15 protein-coding genes, 1 tRNA gene, 1 other RNA gene and 1 pseudogene are annotated in these 15,079 nt (G+C 55.9%); 13 read left to right on the forward strand and 5 right to left on the reverse strand.

Annotated elements, in window-relative coordinates; all coding sequences use genetic code 11:
• Positions 1–97 precede the first annotated feature (97 nt).
• Positions 98–170, forward strand: a tRNA-His gene (locus SIB66_RS12170).
• A gap of 86 nt (positions 171–256) precedes the next feature.
• On the opposite strand, the gene SIB66_RS12175 is transcribed toward SIB66_RS12170, so the two are convergent.
• Positions 257–421 (reverse strand): hypothetical protein, encoded by a 165-nt coding sequence (locus tag SIB66_RS12175; protein ID WP_413681319.1) that lies wholly within the window; start codon positions 419–421, stop codon positions 257–259.
• 53 nt (positions 422–474) lie between these two features.
• On the opposite strand from SIB66_RS12175, the gene miaB reads away from it, so the two are divergent.
• The 5 genes from miaB (at position 475) to ftsZ (ending at position 5,582) form a co-directional block, all read left to right on the forward strand.
• Positions 475–1,917: a tRNA (N6-isopentenyl adenosine(37)-C2)-methylthiotransferase MiaB gene (gene miaB, locus SIB66_RS12180; protein WP_063406186.1), complete on the forward strand. Its 1,443-nt coding sequence runs from the start codon at positions 475–477 to the stop codon at positions 1,915–1,917.
• Positions 1,918–1,957: 40 nt separating this feature from the next.
• The gene (locus tag SIB66_RS12185; protein ID WP_063406109.1) at positions 1,958–3,019 is read left to right on the forward strand and encodes a D-alanine--D-alanine ligase family protein; all 1,062 of its coding nucleotides are present in this window, start codon (positions 1,958–1,960) and stop codon (positions 3,017–3,019) included.
• Positions 3,020–3,067: 48 nt separating this feature from the next.
• On the forward strand, positions 3,068–3,478 hold the full coding sequence (locus SIB66_RS12190; RefSeq protein ID WP_036911846.1) for a hypothetical protein: 411 nt from the start codon (positions 3,068–3,070) through the stop codon (positions 3,476–3,478).
• Positions 3,475–4,284, forward strand: a complete 810-nt coding sequence (locus tag SIB66_RS12195) for a cell division protein FtsQ/DivIB (RefSeq protein ID WP_063421508.1) — start codon at positions 3,475–3,477, stop codon at positions 4,282–4,284. The genes SIB66_RS12190 and SIB66_RS12195 overlap by 4 nt, the downstream gene beginning before the upstream one ends.
• A gap of 194 nt (positions 4,285–4,478) precedes the next feature.
• Positions 4,479–5,582 carry a cell division protein FtsZ gene (gene ftsZ / locus SIB66_RS12200; RefSeq protein ID WP_413357898.1) on the forward strand — a complete coding sequence of 368 codons (1,104 nt, stop codon included), beginning with the start codon at positions 4,479–4,481 and terminating at the stop codon, positions 5,580–5,582.
• Positions 5,583–5,596: 14 nt separating this feature from the next.
• Here ftsZ and ffs read toward each other — a convergent pair.
• Positions 5,597–5,693: signal recognition particle sRNA small type (gene ffs / locus SIB66_RS12205), an RNA gene on the reverse strand.
• Between the two features lie 43 nt (positions 5,694–5,736).
• Here ffs and panB point away from each other — a divergent pair.
• A complete protein-coding gene (gene panB, locus SIB66_RS12210; protein WP_074160824.1) occupies positions 5,737–6,555 on the forward strand; it encodes a 3-methyl-2-oxobutanoate hydroxymethyltransferase in 819 nt (272 codons plus the stop codon).
• Between the two features lie 181 nt (positions 6,556–6,736).
• On the opposite strand, the pseudogene hemW reads toward panB, so the two are convergent.
• Positions 6,737–7,741, reverse strand: a pseudogene (hemW, locus tag SIB66_RS12215) (radical SAM family heme chaperone HemW); the annotation flags it as partial.
• 97 nt (positions 7,742–7,838) lie between these two features.
• On the opposite strand from hemW, the gene SIB66_RS12220 reads away from it, so the two are divergent.
• The 5 genes from SIB66_RS12220 to cbiB all read left to right on the forward strand — a co-directional run bounded on the left by SIB66_RS12220 (position 7,839) and on the right by cbiB (position 12,444).
• On the forward strand, positions 7,839–8,960 hold the full coding sequence (locus SIB66_RS12220; RefSeq protein ID WP_236070190.1) for a PIN/TRAM domain-containing protein: 1,122 nt from the start codon (positions 7,839–7,841) through the stop codon (positions 8,958–8,960).
• A 30-nt stretch (positions 8,961–8,990) separates the two neighbouring features.
• Complete coding sequence (locus SIB66_RS12225) at positions 8,991–9,662, forward strand: ATP-dependent Clp protease proteolytic subunit (protein WP_011129694.1); 672 nt, start codon at positions 8,991–8,993, stop codon at positions 9,660–9,662.
• Between the two features lie 89 nt (positions 9,663–9,751).
• Positions 9,752–10,354 carry an ATP-dependent Clp protease proteolytic subunit gene (locus SIB66_RS12230; RefSeq protein ID WP_011826624.1) on the forward strand — a complete coding sequence of 201 codons (603 nt, stop codon included), beginning with the start codon at positions 9,752–9,754 and terminating at the stop codon, positions 10,352–10,354.
• A 99-nt stretch (positions 10,355–10,453) separates the two neighbouring features.
• The gene (gene ilvC / locus SIB66_RS12235; protein WP_063406184.1) at positions 10,454–11,449 is read left to right on the forward strand and encodes a ketol-acid reductoisomerase; all 996 of its coding nucleotides are present in this window, start codon (positions 10,454–10,456) and stop codon (positions 11,447–11,449) included.
• Positions 11,450–11,490: 41 nt separating this feature from the next.
• On the forward strand, positions 11,491–12,444 hold the full coding sequence (gene cbiB / locus SIB66_RS12240; protein ID WP_236070204.1) for an adenosylcobinamide-phosphate synthase CbiB: 954 nt from the start codon (positions 11,491–11,493) through the stop codon (positions 12,442–12,444).
• Between the two features lie 216 nt (positions 12,445–12,660).
• Here cbiB and SIB66_RS12245 read toward each other — a convergent pair whose 3' ends face one another.
• Positions 12,661–13,419 carry a sugar transferase gene (locus SIB66_RS12245; RefSeq protein WP_063406105.1) on the reverse strand — a complete coding sequence of 253 codons (759 nt, stop codon included), beginning with the start codon at positions 13,417–13,419 and terminating at the stop codon, positions 12,661–12,663.
• Positions 13,420–13,449: 30 nt separating this feature from the next.
• Positions 13,450–14,682, reverse strand: a complete 1,233-nt coding sequence (locus tag SIB66_RS12250) for a glycosyltransferase (protein WP_063406104.1) — start codon at positions 14,680–14,682, stop codon at positions 13,450–13,452.
• Between the two features lie 90 nt (positions 14,683–14,772).
• On the opposite strand from SIB66_RS12250, the gene SIB66_RS12255 reads away from it, so the two are divergent.
• Positions 14,773–15,015 (forward strand): hypothetical protein, encoded by a 243-nt coding sequence (locus SIB66_RS12255; protein WP_011826631.1) that lies wholly within the window; start codon positions 14,773–14,775, stop codon positions 15,013–15,015.
• Positions 15,016–15,079: the final 64 nt, after the last annotated feature.

Consider the following 15,079-nt stretch of genomic DNA (forward strand, 5'->3'; position numbering starts at 1 on the left):
AAACACCAGCCAGCCATGGTCCGGATAGCCAGCAACGTTGATCAAATGGGTTCTGCAGGATGGCTTCAAGGCGAATTGGTAAATTCTTACCGACGCGGCGGGCGTCGCCAAGTGGTTAAGGCAGCGGCTTGTGGCGCCGCTATTCGGGGGTTCGAATCCCCTCGCTCGCCCTCAACTTTTCCATGGCTTCACAAGAGTCAAAGCCTCCAAAACGAGCAAGCCCCAACTGCAACGCCTAGAAGCTCTTCGAAGCCTGCTAAGCGGTGTGATCGCCGCCTTCACTGCTAGAAGAAGGCCAGCTGATCATCAAGGCCAGCCAAATTAAGCTGAATACCAGTGGCAAACAGCATCTACCAGCAATGCTGAAGACACTCCAACGGCTGAGCAACTCAAGTAAATAAATAGCGCTCACAGACCTCATCTCCAAATCAACACAATCCATCAGGGCTCGACACACTGAAGGAGTTGATGAGATTGTTTCGATCGTTCCCTTCGCCTCTTGCCTTGGTAGCCACCTCCGCTCTCGCTAGTAATCCGGCAACAACCGCACAGCATCAAGGCAGTTTCTGGATTCAAACCTTCGGTTGCCAGATGAACAAGGCCGATTCAGAGCGCATGGCCGGAATTCTTGAGGCGATGGGATACCACGAGGCGCCAGCAGAACTAGAAGCTGATCTCGTGCTCTACAACACCTGCACAATTCGCGATAACGCCGAGCAGAAGGTTTACAGCTACCTAGGACGCCAGGCCCGCCGCAAACGAACACACCCCCATCTGAAGCTGATCGTTGCCGGTTGCGTAGCGCAACAGGAAGGAGAAGCGCTACTGCGACGAATCCCTGAACTCGATCTTGTTATGGGGCCCCAACACGCCAACCGCCTTGAAGCCCTACTCACACAGGTGGACAATGGTCAGCAGGTTGTCGCCACAGATGACAACCACATTCTCGAGGACCTCACCACAGCTCGACGGGACAGCACAATCTGCGCCTGGGTCAATGTGATTTACGGCTGTAACGAGCGTTGTACCTATTGCGTGGTGCCCTCCGTTCGGGGGAAGGAGCAATCAAGATCGCCAGAGGCGATCCGACTGGAGATCGAGGGCCTGGCCGCCCGTGGTTTTCGAGAGATCACATTGCTTGGCCAGAACATTGATGCTTATGGACGCGATCTGCCCGGGATTACCCCTGAAGGCCGCCGCCAAAACACACTCACCGATCTTCTCCATCACATTCATGACGTGGAAGGAATCGAGCGCATCCGCTTTGCGACAAGCCATCCGCGCTACTTCACGGAACGATTGATCGAAGCTTGCTTTGATCTACCCAAAGTGTGCGAACACTTCCACATCCCTTTCCAAAGCGGTGATAACGACCTGCTTAAGGCCATGGCTAGGGGTTACACAGTGGAGCGTTATCGACGCATCGTGAACCGAATCCGCGAGCTTATGCCCGATGCCGCTATCAGTACTGATGTGATCGTGGCCTTCCCAGGCGAAACCGACGCCCAGTTCCAAAACACCTTGAACCTCGTCGAGGAAGTGGGTTTCGACCAGGTAAACACCGCAGCTTACTCCCCCCGTCCAAATACGCCTGCAGCCACCTGGAGCAACCAACTCCCCGAAGCGGTGAAAGTGGAGCGACTCAAGCAACTCAATGCGCTGGTTGAACGCGTAGCCCTGCAGCGCAATAGCCGCTACTCCGGCAAGGTAGAGGAGGTGCTAGCCGAAGGGATCAATCCCAAAAAACCACAACAGCTGATGGGACGCACCCGCACCAACCGGCTCACATTCTTTGCGGCCGAAGGACCCCAAGGTTGCCGCTATAGCCCAGGCGATCTCGTCGACATTCAGATCAATAGTGTGCGTGCTTTCTCCCTGAGCGGAACCCCTTGTGAGCAAACCAGAAGTCGGCACTGATACCTTTGGTCGCTAACACCCAAGGCCTTGCAGGATCTCCATGCCTTCCTCCCGCACCTCTGTAGGCGTGGTGTTCGGCGGCGCGTCCGAGGAACATGCCGTTTCAATCCGATCAGCCATCACAGTGGTCGGTGCCCTACGCAGCGAAGTGAACACCAATCGCTTCGAGGTCATTGCGATTTACATCGACCAACGAGGCCGCTGGTGGCCAGCATGCGTGGCTGAAGCAGTGCTGAAGCAAGGTCATCCCGCCAAACCGGAACAACTGTCGACGCCCCTTGCCCCGCAGGGCTTTACCAAACTGCCTGAGGGGAGCGAAAGGGTACAGGTCTGGTATCCAGTTCTGCATGGTCCCAATGGCGAAGACGGCACCGTGCAAGGCCTGTTCACCCTGATGGGAAAACCTTTTGTGGGTTCAGGCGTACTCGGCTCTGCCCTCAGCATGGACAAGTTGGCCATGAAAGCCGCCTTCGCTGCAGCAGGGTTACCCCAGGTGCCTTACGTCGCCGTTGATGCCGCAGATCTCCTCGACACTGAATCGCGTCAAGGCGTCGCCAAAAACTTGGAGGCCAAACTCAAATACCCATGTTTTGTCAAACCCGCCAACCTGGGTTCTTCAGTCGGTATCAGCAAAGCTCAAAACAGCAACGAGCTGCTTATCGGTCTCGACAAAGCTGCCAGCCTTGATCGGCGCATTGTGGTGGAGCAGGGAGTGAGCGCAAGAGAGCTTGAATGCGCTGTCCTAGGCAAGCGTGAGCTGCAAACCTCTGTCGTAGGGGAAATTTGCTTTGATGCGGACTGGTACGACTACGACACCAAATACAGCGAAAATTGCAGCCATACGCTCATTCCAGCGCCTCTACCAGAGGGAGTTGAAGCACAAATCCGCACACTGGCGTTACAAGCCTGTCGCTGCGTAGCCGCCCATGGCATGGCCAGGGTCGACTTTTTTTACAACGCTGCACGCAATGAAATTTGGCTCAATGAGATCAACACCCTGCCAGGCTTCACATCTCAGAGCATGTATCCAATGCTCTGGGAGGCTTCTGGTGTAACGCTCGAAGAGCTCGTGAGCCAACTTGTGATCACAGCGGGAGAATAAACAAGTTCCAACTTGATGGCATTCCGGACTTCCATCTTTGACCTGCCAATGATTCACGGTCTGCTCTGGTTCCCCCTGCTCCTGGTATTTGTGCTTCTCACTGCTCTCGGGTGGCTAGAGAGGCGGCGGCAAAACCTCTTCCGCGTCTGGGCTGAGGACTCTGAGCTATCCAAACTTGACGGCTCAGGAGCTGCTCGACTGAAACAAGGCATGCTCAGCTGGAGCAGCTTTGAAGCAGGCCGTTTTCAAGAGCAGGGCAACTTTGAAGTCACCAAATTGGAGATGCTGGAGCTGATGGCCCTTACCTCAGGGGAAGCCCCTCTCACCCAAGAATCTCAGGGCCGTTGTCGACTTCGGCTAATCGGCAATGGCCAAGAAATGGATGTGCCCTTTGCCGATGCAGAACAGGCTCGCCGTTGGGTGGATCAGCTGATGGCCAGGGCACGCTGTGACCTGTGAGATCATCCACCCCTGATCGACGGCCTGCAAACGGCCCAGGGGTAGAGAGGCGGCGCCGGTTGCGCCAACAACGCCGCCGAGAGCAACTGATCTACCTCTGGCGAATGTTGACATTCATCTCTATTGCCGCAGGCCTGGGATGGGTACTACTCAGCCAAGGATGGAGCCTCAACAACGCGAAGCAAATCCATGTGCAAGGCAGCCGCAACATCCAAACAAACACCGTGATCAAGGCCGGTGAGCTCCAGTTTCCCCAACCACTTCTTGGTTTCAACCCCAAAGAACTAGAGCAGACCCTGCTGAGCAAACTGCCGCTCAACTCGGTCGTCGTGCAAAGGCGCCTACTCCCTCCAGGAATCGATGTGGCTCTTCAAGAACGAAAACCCGTTGCTTATGCACTACGAAAACGCGCCTATGGCCAAGAGCAGGGCATGGTCGACAGCACTGCGATGTGGATACCACTCAACGTGGCAAAACAAGGCGAGCGTCCCTCTACAAACTTGACTGTGGAAGGCTGGACGGCCAGCAAACGGCAAGCCATTTCCCAGGTACTGGAGCAACGAAATCAGCTTGGCAGCCCCCTAGAGCGAATCCTCGTGGCTCCTAATGGAGAGCTCAGCCTGCAAACCAAGACCCTTGGCCTGATCCAGCTAGGCAGCAATAGCACCCTGCTGAAGGAGCAACTAGAAACTGTGGCCCAATTGAGCAAAACCCTGCCGTCAAGTTTTCGCCATAAACCAGGCACAACCATCGACATGAGCGATCCCTCCAAACCGGAACTGCAAATGCCCCAACCTTCTAAGTGAGGTCAATCGTCCTGCAAGGCATGCCAAGCAAAAGAAATGCCAGATGAGCTGAAATCGCCAAATGTCCGCTGCAGAGATGGCGCAAAAAATCAACTGTGTTGAAACTTTCAGCGAAAAGCTCCAACACGGACATAATGCATCAACACCTCAATGGTTCGACATCGACAATGGAGATGGCGATCAAAAACATGTCCATGTCCACCTCCATGGAGACCGCAGGGATCCTTCCCAGCCAATCAGCTCGCATTGAAGTAATTGGCGTCGGCGGAGGCGGCAGTAATGCCGTCAACCGCATGATTCTCAGTGACCTCGATGGTGTGAACTATCGGGTCATGAATACGGACGCTCAGGCCCTGCTTCAGTCTGCAGCCAGTAACCGCGTGCAGCTGGGTCAGACCCTTACCAGAGGGTTAGGAGCTGGAGGTAATCCCAGCATCGGTCAGAAGGCGGCGGAGGAATCTCGAGCAGAACTGCAACAAGCTCTGCAAGGAGTCGATCTCGTCTTCATCGCCGTTGGCATGGGTGGCGGGACCGGCACTGGGGCCGCTCCAGTGGTTGCCGAAGTTGCCAAAGAAAGCGGCGCGCTCACTGTGGGCATCGTCACCAAACCCTTTAGCTTTGAGGGACGTCGTCGCATGCGACAGGCCGCTGAAGGCATTAGCCGCCTGGCCGATCATGTGGACACCTTGATTGTGATCCCCAACGACCGCATTAAAGACGTCATCTCCGAAGCTCCGCTTCAAGAAGCCTTCCGAAGTGCAGATGACATTCTGCGTATGGGTGTTAAAGGCATCAGTGACATCATCACCTGCCCTGGCCTTGTCAATGTGGACTTCGCCGACGTGCGTTCGGTGATGACCGAAGCCGGCACGGCCCTGCTGGGGATTGGTGAAGGTTCAGGACGTTCCAGGGCGATAGAAGCAGCCCAGGCTGCCATCAGTAGTCCGCTACTGGAAGCGGCCCGCATCGACGGAGCCAAAGGTTGCGTCATCAACATCAGCGGCGGTCGCGACATGACCCTTGAGGACATGACCTCCGCATCGGAAGTGATCTACGACGTGGTCGATCCAGAAGCCAACATCATTGTTGGGGCTGTGGTGGACGAAAAACTCGAAGGTGAAGTTCACGTCACCGTGATCGCCACAGGATTTGAAGGCAACCAGCCTTACCGGAGCGAACGCTCAATCAACAAGATTGCCTCTCAATCGATCTATAGCCAGCCTGAAGCCAACGAATCAGGCGCACGAATTCCCGAATTCCTGCGTAAGCGTCAACCTCGCAACGATAACGAGATCTAACCTTCGTCCATGAGGGTGACCCGGAGTCCACGCCTGTCACGAGCATCCCGTGTGGCTGCTCCCTTCCGGTCCTGACCAGATTTAGGCGTCGCGGCCGCATGGGTCCGAGTCAACACGATGCTAGCAATGGACCCTCAAGGGCCTGGAGAAGCAGATGCGCCCCAGCGAATTAACTCAACTCAAGCAGGACGGGCGAGCGATCAGCATCCTCACAGCCTGGGATGGCATAAGCGCGGCCTTGGTTGAGGCCGCTGGAGCCGATGTGGTTCTAGTAGGAGACTCGCTAGCGATGGTGGCACTGTGCCATGCAACCACCCTGCCTGTGACAGTGGAGCAGATGCTCCACCACACCCAAGCGGTGGGTCGGGGTTTCACTCGCCCTCTGCAACAACAGCCCCTCGTCGTCTGCGACCTCCCATTCCTGAGCTACCAATGCGGAGAAGACAAAGCTGTAGCTGCAGCTGGAAGCCTGCTCAAGCACTCCTGTGCAGCCGCAGTGAAGCTAGAAGGAGCAGAGCCAGAGGTCCTAGCAGTCATTGAGCGTCTGGTGCGGATGGGGATCCCAGTCATGGGGCATTTGGGCCTCACTCCACAAGCAGTACATCAGCTCGGCTACCGCCGTCAGGCGGAGGACCCTCGCAGCCAAGCGCAAATGCTGCAACAAGCAAAACAACTTGAGCAAGCGGGCTGTTTCGCCCTAGTGGTCGAACATGTGCCGAGTTCCATCGCTCGTTGCCTGAGTCAACAACTCACCATCCCCGTAATCGGTATCGGCGCTGGCGAAGATTGCGATGGACAGGTAAGGGTCACCGCTGACCTGTTGGGACTGACTCCCAGCCAACCCCCCTTCAGTCCGCCATTGATCCAAGGTCGCCAGCTGTTCGTAGAAGCCCTTCAAGGTTGGGTGAAGCAACTGCATCAGCAGGCAGAGACTGCCACCACAACAACATCTCCACCAGAACCTGATTGCTGATGGCCATCCCCTCGGGGTCACTGAGCTTCCAACGTCGTCCATGCAGCTCTAACCAGCCCCGATCCAACGCCGCCTGCCAGCGCACCTGCAACGACGGCAATAGAGCGTTGCACTGCTCATGAGTCCAGCCCCAAGCCCTACTGAGGGCCTCAAGATCAACTCCCTCACGGCAACGCAAACCCACCAACAACTGTTCATCCAGAGGTAAGGGTCTTGCCTGAGCCGCAACTAGAGAGGAATCCAGCCCTTCTGCCTCCTGAACCTCAATCCAGTTGTAGTAACCATCCCTTGTGCGCGGACGAGCCAGCCTCTCGCCCCAGGGCGCACTGGTCGCACCCTGACCAAACCCCCACCACCCTGCCCCACTCCAATACACGCGGTTGTGGCGCGAGGCGTGCCCTGGTAAGGCGTAATTAGAGATTTCATAGCGGCCAAATCCTGCTTGACGAAGCAAGACACTGGTGGTCTGCATCTGCTCAGCGGCCAAATCATCATCGGGCAAATCCAACTCCCCCCGCCGCTGACGCCAAGCAAATACCGTGCCTGGTTCAACAGATAACTCGTAGATCGAAAGATGAGGTGAACCAGTATCAATGGCCTCAACAAGCTGTTGCTTCCATGCCACCAACTCTTGTCCTGGCAGGTTCTGGATGAGATCCAAACTCCAACTTTTCAGCTCTCCGCATTGATGAGCCTGATGCAACCATCCGCAAGCCTCCAGTAAATGGTGGCGACGATGACGGCGCCCAAGCGTCTCGAGCAGTGCATCATCGAAACTCTGCCCCCCCAAGCTCACCCTGTTAACACCAGCCGCTAGCACGGCCTCTAGGTAAGCCTGATCGAAACTAGCTGGATCCATTTCCAGTGTGATTTCTGCACCAAGCTGAACGCCAAACCGTTGCCGTAGCTGATCCAACAGGGCACCAATCTGAGCTGAGCTGAGTAGAGATGGTGTTCCGCCGCCGATGTAAACCGTGGCCAGCGTTGGCCCAGGCTTGACAAGCGCAATCTCCCGTTGCAATAGCTGCAAATAAGACTGAATCGAGGCACTGCCAGAGCCCTTCGCCCCATTGGCATGATCGCCAAGCGGCACGACAGCAAAATCGCAATAAAAGCAACGCCGATGGCAGAAAGGAATGTGCAGATAGGCACTGCGAGGTGGCAACACAGCAAGACCGTCTCTCATCAATCAATCCGCAAAGGTGCGGACATCTGCCCGGGCCAAGCTCCAGAGGATGGTGCATGCTGCCTGCATCCGGAGCAAGCAGACACGATCTGACCCCATGGTTGACCTGCTCATCCTGGTGCTGTTTCTGATCTCTGGCGCAGCCACTGGCTGGCTAGGAGTTGAGCTGTTGCCCGAACGGCTTCTTGAGCAAACGATCAACATCGATCGACTGAGGTTGGTCCTGAGTGGATTGAGCGCCTGCTTTGGACTTTTGGCTGGATTCTTCTTCCAGCGACTGCGGCAAAGGCTGATGCAGCAGGTTCGCACCATGCCCACCGACCTCTTGGTCAGTCGAGCCGTAGGCCTCATTCTTGGCCTACTGGTTGCCAATTTGCTGCTGGCACCAATCCTGCTTTTGCCCCTCCCCTTTGAAGTGGTGTTGGTGAAGCCTCTGGCCGCAGTAGTGAGCAATGTGTTCTTTGGGGTCCTTGGATACAACCTGGCGGAAGTCCACGGCCGCACCCTGCTACGCCTGTTCAATCCCAACAGCACCGAGGCGTTACTGGTCGCCGATGGGGTTCTAACACCTGCCACTGCAAAGATTCTCGACACCAGCGTGATCATCGATGGCCGCATTGATGGACTACTGGCCTGCGGATTATTGGAAGGTCAGGCAATTGTGGCCCAAACCGTGATTGATGAACTACAACAGCTGGCCGATTCAAGCAATGCCGAAAAACGAGCCAAAGGTCGACGCGGTTTGAAGTTGCTCACTGAATTACGCGAAAGCTATGGAAGGCGGCTGGTTTTAAACAGCACCCGATACGAGGGATCGGGTACTGACGAGCGACTGCTCAAACTCACCGCCGATACAGGCGGAATCTTGATCACTGCCGATTACAACCTCGCCCAAGTCGCCAAGGTCAAAGACCTCAAATCAATCAACCTCAGCGAAATCGTGATCGCCCTGCGACCTGAAGTACAACCCGGCGACGAGCTCAAACTCAAGATCGTCAAACAGGGCAAGGAAGACAACCAGGGGGTGGGCTATCTAGAAGACGGCACGATGGTGGTGGTTGAGGGCGGCAAAGAGGCCATTGGACAGCGGCTACCCGTTGTGATCACTGGAGCGCTGCAAACCCCTACCGGCAGGATGGTCTTTGGTCGGTTCGAGAAAAATCAGCCAACCCGCAAATCAAGTAAGACCAGCGAGCGCCCACCGGCTAACCCCCGCTAGTCTCCAAACTCCGCCAAAGATGTGCTGCAGATGACGGTGTCCGCTCCCTACTACGGCGAATCAACCGTGATGCGTACACCGCCTCCGGATTTGCCATCGCTACTTCTCAAGGAACGCATTGTCTACCTAGGACTGCCCCTGTTCTCCGACGACGATGCCAAGCGGCAGCTGGGCATGGATGTGACCGAACTGATCATTGCCCAACTTCTCTATCTGGAGTTCGACAACCCAGAAAAGCCCATTTACTTCTATATCAACTCCACTGGTACCAGCTGGTATACGGGTGATGCCGTCGGCTTTGAAACCGAAGCTTTTGCGATCTGTGACACCCTGCGTTACGTCAAACCCCCTGTCCACACCATCTGCATCGGCCAAGCAATGGGCACGGCAGCGGTGATTCTCTCGGCAGGCACCAAAGGCCACAGGGCCGCCCTTCCCCACGCCTCAATCGTGCTGCACCAACCTCGCAGTGGGGCCCAAGGTCAAGCGACCGACATTCAGATCCGTGCCAAGGAAGTGCTGCATAACAAGCAAGCCATGCTCAAAATTCTTGCCAGCAATACAGGCCGCAGCATTGAGCAGTTATCAAAGGATTCTGATCGGATGAGTTATCTCACCCCTGGGGACGCTGTCGAATACGGCATCATCGATCGGATTCTCAGCAGCCGTAAAGAGCTACCCAGTTCAGAGTCACTGAACTGAACGATCCGCTGCAACCCTGGACTCAACCCTTCCAGGCTCTCTCAGATCATTCCTAATCCAGTTCTGATTTCCTCCTTTCTTTTTTCACCATGCCGATCGGTACCCCAAGCGTTCCCTACCGTCTTCCCGGCAGCCAGATGGAGCGCTGGGTTGACATCTATACCCGCCTTGGGGTGGAAAGGATCTTGTTCCTTGGCCAAGAAGTCAGTGATGGTGTTGCCAACAGCTTGGTAGCCCAGATGCTATACCTCGATTCTGAAGACAGCACAAAACCGATCTATCTGTACATCAACTCCCCAGGTGGATCAGTCACTGCTGGCCTGGCGATCTACGACACAATGAAATACGTCAAAAGTGATGTCGTAACAATCTGCGTTGGCTTGGCAGCTTCGATGGGCGCCTTCCTTCTCACTGCAGGAACCAAAGGCAAAAGACTCGCCCTGCCCCACAGCCGAATCATGATCCACCAACCGCTGGGTGGAACCAACCAACGACAAGCCAGCGACATCGAAATCGAAGCGCGTGAAATCCTGCGCATCAAAGACATGCTCAACCACTCCATGGCAGAGCTGACAGGTCAGACCTTTGAAAAAATCGAAAAAGACACCGACCGCGACTACTTCTTAAGTGCAGCCGAGGCCAAAGACTATGGCCTCATCGATCGTGTGATTGCCCACCCGAACGAAGCCTAATGCGTTGATTGCACTGAAAACCGAGAAGGACTATTGGGCGCCAAAGCCATGGGGCCCTTGCCTAAGCTCTGGCCTTGCCCTGAACGCAATCCAGCCAGGATGGCCCAGCTCTTCTACGACTCCGATGCCGATCTCGGCCTACTCAATGGCAAGACCGTCGCCATCATTGGCTATGGCTCCCAGGGCCATGCCCATGCCCTCAACCTCAAAGACAGCGGCGTAAATGTGGTTGTGGGCCTATATGAAGGCAGCCGCTCCACCGATAAGGCCCGCACCGATGGACTGGAAGTGCTCAGCGTTGCTGATGCCGCCGCTAAAGCGGACTGGATCATGGTGCTACTGCCAGATGAATTCCAAAAAGACGTTTATGCCAAGGAGATTGCCCCTCATCTGAGCTCGGGAAAAGTATTGAGCTTCGCTCACGGCTTCAACATCCGCTTTGAGCTGATTCAGCCACCAGCTGATGTCGACGTGGTGATGATCGCTCCTAAGGGGCCCGGCCATACCGTGCGCTGGGAATATCAGAATGGGCAGGGCGTCCCAGCCCTATTCGCAATTGAACAAGATGCCTCAGGCCAAGCACGTGCACTGGCCATGGCCTACGCCAAGGGCATCGGCGGCACCCGAGCGGGCATCCTCGAAACCAACTTCAAGGAAGAAACCGAAACCGACTTGTTCGGCGAACAAGCCGTGCTCTGTGGCGGGCTCTCAGAGCTCGTCAAAGCAGGCTTTGAAACCCTTGTAGAAGCTGGCTACCAGCCTGAGCTGGCCTACTTCGAGTGCCTTCACGAGGTGAAGTTAATCGTGGATCTGATGGTGAAGGGCGGTCTCACTGCCATGCGTGATTCAATCTCCAACACTGCCGAATACGGCGACTACGTGAGTGGGCCAAGACTGATCAACGCTGATACCAAAGCTGAGATGAAGCGCATCCTCGCTGACATCCAAGACGGCACCTTCGCTAAAAACTTTGTCGCCGAATGCGAATCAGGCAAACCTGAGATGAAGAAGATTCGCGATCGCGATGCCGCCCATCCAATTGAACAGGTCGGCAAAGGTCTCCGCGCCATGTTCAGCTGGTTGAAAACAGCCTGACCCTGGCCATTCTACTAGTCATCACTGCAGCAGGTCTCGACCTGCTGATCGGTGATCCGCGCTGGTGTCCACATCCCGTTGAGTTGATGGGATCTGTGATCAAACATCTGCGTAATGTTGCCGAAGCGATGGCCGGGAATCGCCCTGTGCTGCTGCGGGTTGGCGGCGTTCTGATCACCGCTGTGCTGATCAGCGGCAGCGGTGCACTGGGTTGGGCAATCGAACGCCTCGCCCTGCAGGAAGGCATCGTCCCAGCCTGGCTCGGGATCCCCTTGCTGGTGATCGCCCTGGCCAGTGCCCTCGCCGCCGGCAGCCTCCGCCACAGCATCTTGAAGGTGTTGAAGGGGCTGCCCAAAGACGCGGGAGGAGACCTGTCTATCGCCCGTTTGCAGCTGAGCTGGATCGTGGGACGCGATGTAACCCAGTTGAATGAGCAGGAGATTCTGCGGGCTGCCGCTGAAAGCGCAGCCGAAAACGCCGTGGATGGCGTTTTTGCACCGCTGTTTTGGATGCTGATCGGTGCTGGCCTCTGGCATGTTTCCAATGCATGGCCAGGCCCTCTAGCCCTGGCCTGGAGCTTCAAGGCCTCCAGCACCCTTGATTCGATGCTTGGCTATCGGCAGGGAACGCTGCAATGGCTGGGCACTGCCGGAGCACGACTCGATGATCTCCTCACCTGGCTCCCCTGCCGCCTGGTGATGCTCACCCTTCCTCTAATCAGCAAGCCTTGGCGCCAATTGCCTGCTCTGGTGATGGCAGCGGAACAGGACGGAGCCTTGGATCACTCCCCCAACGCCGGACGATCCGAAGCGATCTATGCCCACTGTGCCGGGGTGCGAATGGGCGGACGCAACCGATACGGCAACCGATGGGTGGACAAACCCTTGCTGGCAATCGATCAACCGCCAGCAGACCAAGATGCTCTGCAGCGCATCCTGGCGCTCACCGGTTGGCTTGAACTGGTCTGGATCATGATTGCGCTGGTTCTGCTCTAACCAAGCCAATGCGAATGATCACCATCACCGCCGCAGCTCTGCTGCTGCTGTCGGTGCAGATCCCTGCTTAGGAGAAAACCACCAGAACCTTCAGCGGTTCCAATCCCGCCGAAGTGGAGAAGAACGCTCGTAAGGCTGGTTACAGCTATCCGGAAAGCGAGATGAAATGTTCAGCTCGTTGCAACCAGCGCTGGGCACGAGAATGACCCCTTCGCCTCAGTAGGCACCGCGATCCATAGGCAGCAACAGCACACCAAAGGTGCGCAGAATGATCGCTAAGTCCAACATGAATGAGCGCCCCCGGGCATAAGCAAGGTCAAGGCGAACCCGCTTGGCATAGCTGAGATTGTTGCGACCACTCACCTGCCACAGACCAGTCAGCCCAGGGCGTACAGATGCAACTTCATGCATAAACTCCCCATAGCGTTCAAGTTCTTTATCAACGATTGGTCTGGGACCAACCAAACTCATTTCACCCCGCAGCACATTCAAAAACTGAGGCAGTTCATCAAGACTGGAACGACGCAAAAATCGTCCAATTGGTGTGATCCGAGGATCCTTACGAAGCTTAAAATCACGCTCAAACTCAGCCCTCATCGAAGCAGATTTAACAAGCAAATTTGCAAGGATATCGTCGGCATCTGCTCTCATCGTGCGGAACTTGATACAGCCAAAGTGTCGATAATCACGACCTACCCGTCGCTGCACATAAAAAACAGGCCCAGGTGAGCTGAGTTTGACCAGCAACGCCAAAAGGAGAAATACAGGAGAGCCGAGGCTGATCACAGCAAGGGAAAACACCACATCTCCAGATCGTTTGATCGATCTCCCCAAGCGACTCTGCTGACCAATCAAGGCATTCGCAGGCAACGTTGAGGCTGGAGCTGAAAGCACCTCAAGATGACGACGAGAAGCCCCTCGGCGCAGGGCTCTACTACCCCCATGAAACACAAAGCGCCTGGAGGCCAATCTCATGATCTCTCCAAGCGGCTCGCCTACTCAAGATCAGGATCGAAACTCTAAAAGCTCCACAGGGTCACTCGCAGCAACGGCACAGGCCTGCTGATGTTGTTGCCAGGCCTGACGCAGTGCAGTCTCAAAATGCGACGCAAAAGCTTCCGGACGGAATTGTTCTGCGCAAAGGCGTACGACTTCAGGGGTCAACTGCTGCCAAAGCTGACGTTCCTCAAACCAGGCAACCGCCTGCGCGACTGATGCGACTGTCTGTTCAGGGAATAAGACCCCTGTTGGGTAAGGCCTTCCCGCCGCCGCACAACGCACGGTATCAAGTAAGCCACCCCTCCCCAAGCCAATCACTGGGGCACCCGCTGCCATGGCTTCCACTGGTGCAATTCCAAAGTCCTCCAAAGCGGCATAAACGAAGGCTCGGCAACTTGCCATCAAGGCCTCAACCTGCGCCTGGGTTTGACGACCTAGCAACTGCACTGTGGGACCTGCCAACTCTTCTAGGAATGTCCGCTCCGGTCCATCGCCAACCACCAACAATGGCAAGCGCAATCGATTGAAGGCCTCAATCACAAGATCCACTCGCTTGTAAGGGACAAGGCGACAAACACAGAGGTACACATCATTGCGAGGCTGATCCCAGCGGAAGCGATCCACCTTCACCGGTGGATGCACTACCTCCGCTTCACGCCCCCAGAAGCAAGCAATCCGCCGCGCTGTAAAGCGGGAATTGGCCAACAGATGATTCACTCGCGCACCACTGAGCTGATCCCACTGCCTGAGAACATGCAATTGCCAACGGATCAATGGCCCTAAACCGCTTTGTGCCAAGGCCGAGCGACGCAAATAGGCATGCATCTGATCCCATGCATAACGAACGGGAGTGTGCACGTAGCTCACATGGAGCTGCTCAGGAGAGGTGAGTACCCCCTTGGCCACAAGATGGCTGCTGCTGATGACCAAGGGGTAATCACCCACATCTAACTGCTCAATCGCAAGGGGCAATAAGGGCAGGTATTGCTGCACATGGCTCACCCCCCAGGGGAGATGTTGAATCGGACTGGTCTGAATGGCGCGACCTTCCAGCCAGCTTCCTGGCCTAAGGCTTTCTCCATCAACCAGAGCTGCCAAGTCTGGTTGACAGCCCAATCTGAGCAACAGAGCATCGATAGATTGCACGACCTGCTCAGCACCCCCCACGGCACGGGGCGTGAACCACTCATGCACCAAAGCAATCCGTTTGGGCAAGTCTTCTGGGGCCTTGCCAGCCATAGCGGATTGATCCTCAGTTCATCACGAAGTCTCTCAGCCGATTGCAGCAAGAGTGCTGCGTTCCGAAGCTGGGTTAAGCCCACTTAAAGCATGCCGATCAATTCCCTCCTTGAAGATGCCCTCAATCAACCTGCGATTGGTGAAACTGGGCGCTTTCGCTGGCATGCCACTCCCGTGGGCATTGCAGCTTTATGTAGACAACAAAATGCCCCACTCACCCCCCCCTTTGAAGATGCACTAAAAGAAGCTCTTCAAGTCGGTTTGGACCTAAGTCGCGAAGAGAGAGAATTCCACCAAGTCAGCCAAGGCCTTGTGCTTCTGTTTCACTCCTGAACGCCAGACCTAGTCAGCAACTCCCGCAAGGCTCGATAATGGAGGCACGATGCTTCGCCAAGCC

It is taken from the genome of Prochlorococcus sp. MIT 1318, from assembly GCF_047304505.1.
GTDB lineage: Bacteria > Cyanobacteriota > Cyanobacteriia > PCC-6307 > Cyanobiaceae > Prochlorococcus > Prochlorococcus marinus_D.

Coding starts and splice junctions, on each gene's coding strand:
- panB (WP_074160824.1), top strand. CDS start 5,737: ATGCGCCCCAGCGAATTAACTCAACTCAAGCAGGACGGGCGAGCGATC.
- SIB66_RS12255 (WP_011826631.1), top strand. CDS start 14,773: ATGCCGATCAATTCCCTCCTTGAAGATGCCCTCAATCAACCTGCGATT.
- SIB66_RS12250 (WP_063406104.1), bottom strand. CDS start 14,682: ATGGCTGGCAAGGCCCCAGAAGACTTGCCCAAACGGATTGCTTTGGTG.
- SIB66_RS12175 (WP_413681319.1), bottom strand. CDS start 421: ATGAGGTCTGTGAGCGCTATTTATTTACTTGAGTTGCTCAGCCGTTGG.
- SIB66_RS12190 (WP_036911846.1), top strand. CDS start 3,068: ATGATTCACGGTCTGCTCTGGTTCCCCCTGCTCCTGGTATTTGTGCTT.
- ftsZ (WP_413357898.1), top strand. CDS start 4,479: ATGTCCACCTCCATGGAGACCGCAGGGATCCTTCCCAGCCAATCAGCT.
- ilvC (WP_063406184.1), top strand. CDS start 10,454: ATGGCCCAGCTCTTCTACGACTCCGATGCCGATCTCGGCCTACTCAAT.
- SIB66_RS12220 (WP_236070190.1), top strand. CDS start 7,839: ATGGTTGACCTGCTCATCCTGGTGCTGTTTCTGATCTCTGGCGCAGCC.
- SIB66_RS12225 (WP_011129694.1), top strand. CDS start 8,991: ATGACGGTGTCCGCTCCCTACTACGGCGAATCAACCGTGATGCGTACA.
- SIB66_RS12245 (WP_063406105.1), bottom strand. CDS start 13,419: ATGAGATTGGCCTCCAGGCGCTTTGTGTTTCATGGGGGTAGTAGAGCC.
- SIB66_RS12230 (WP_011826624.1), top strand. CDS start 9,752: ATGCCGATCGGTACCCCAAGCGTTCCCTACCGTCTTCCCGGCAGCCAG.
- SIB66_RS12185 (WP_063406109.1), top strand. CDS start 1,958: ATGCCTTCCTCCCGCACCTCTGTAGGCGTGGTGTTCGGCGGCGCGTCC.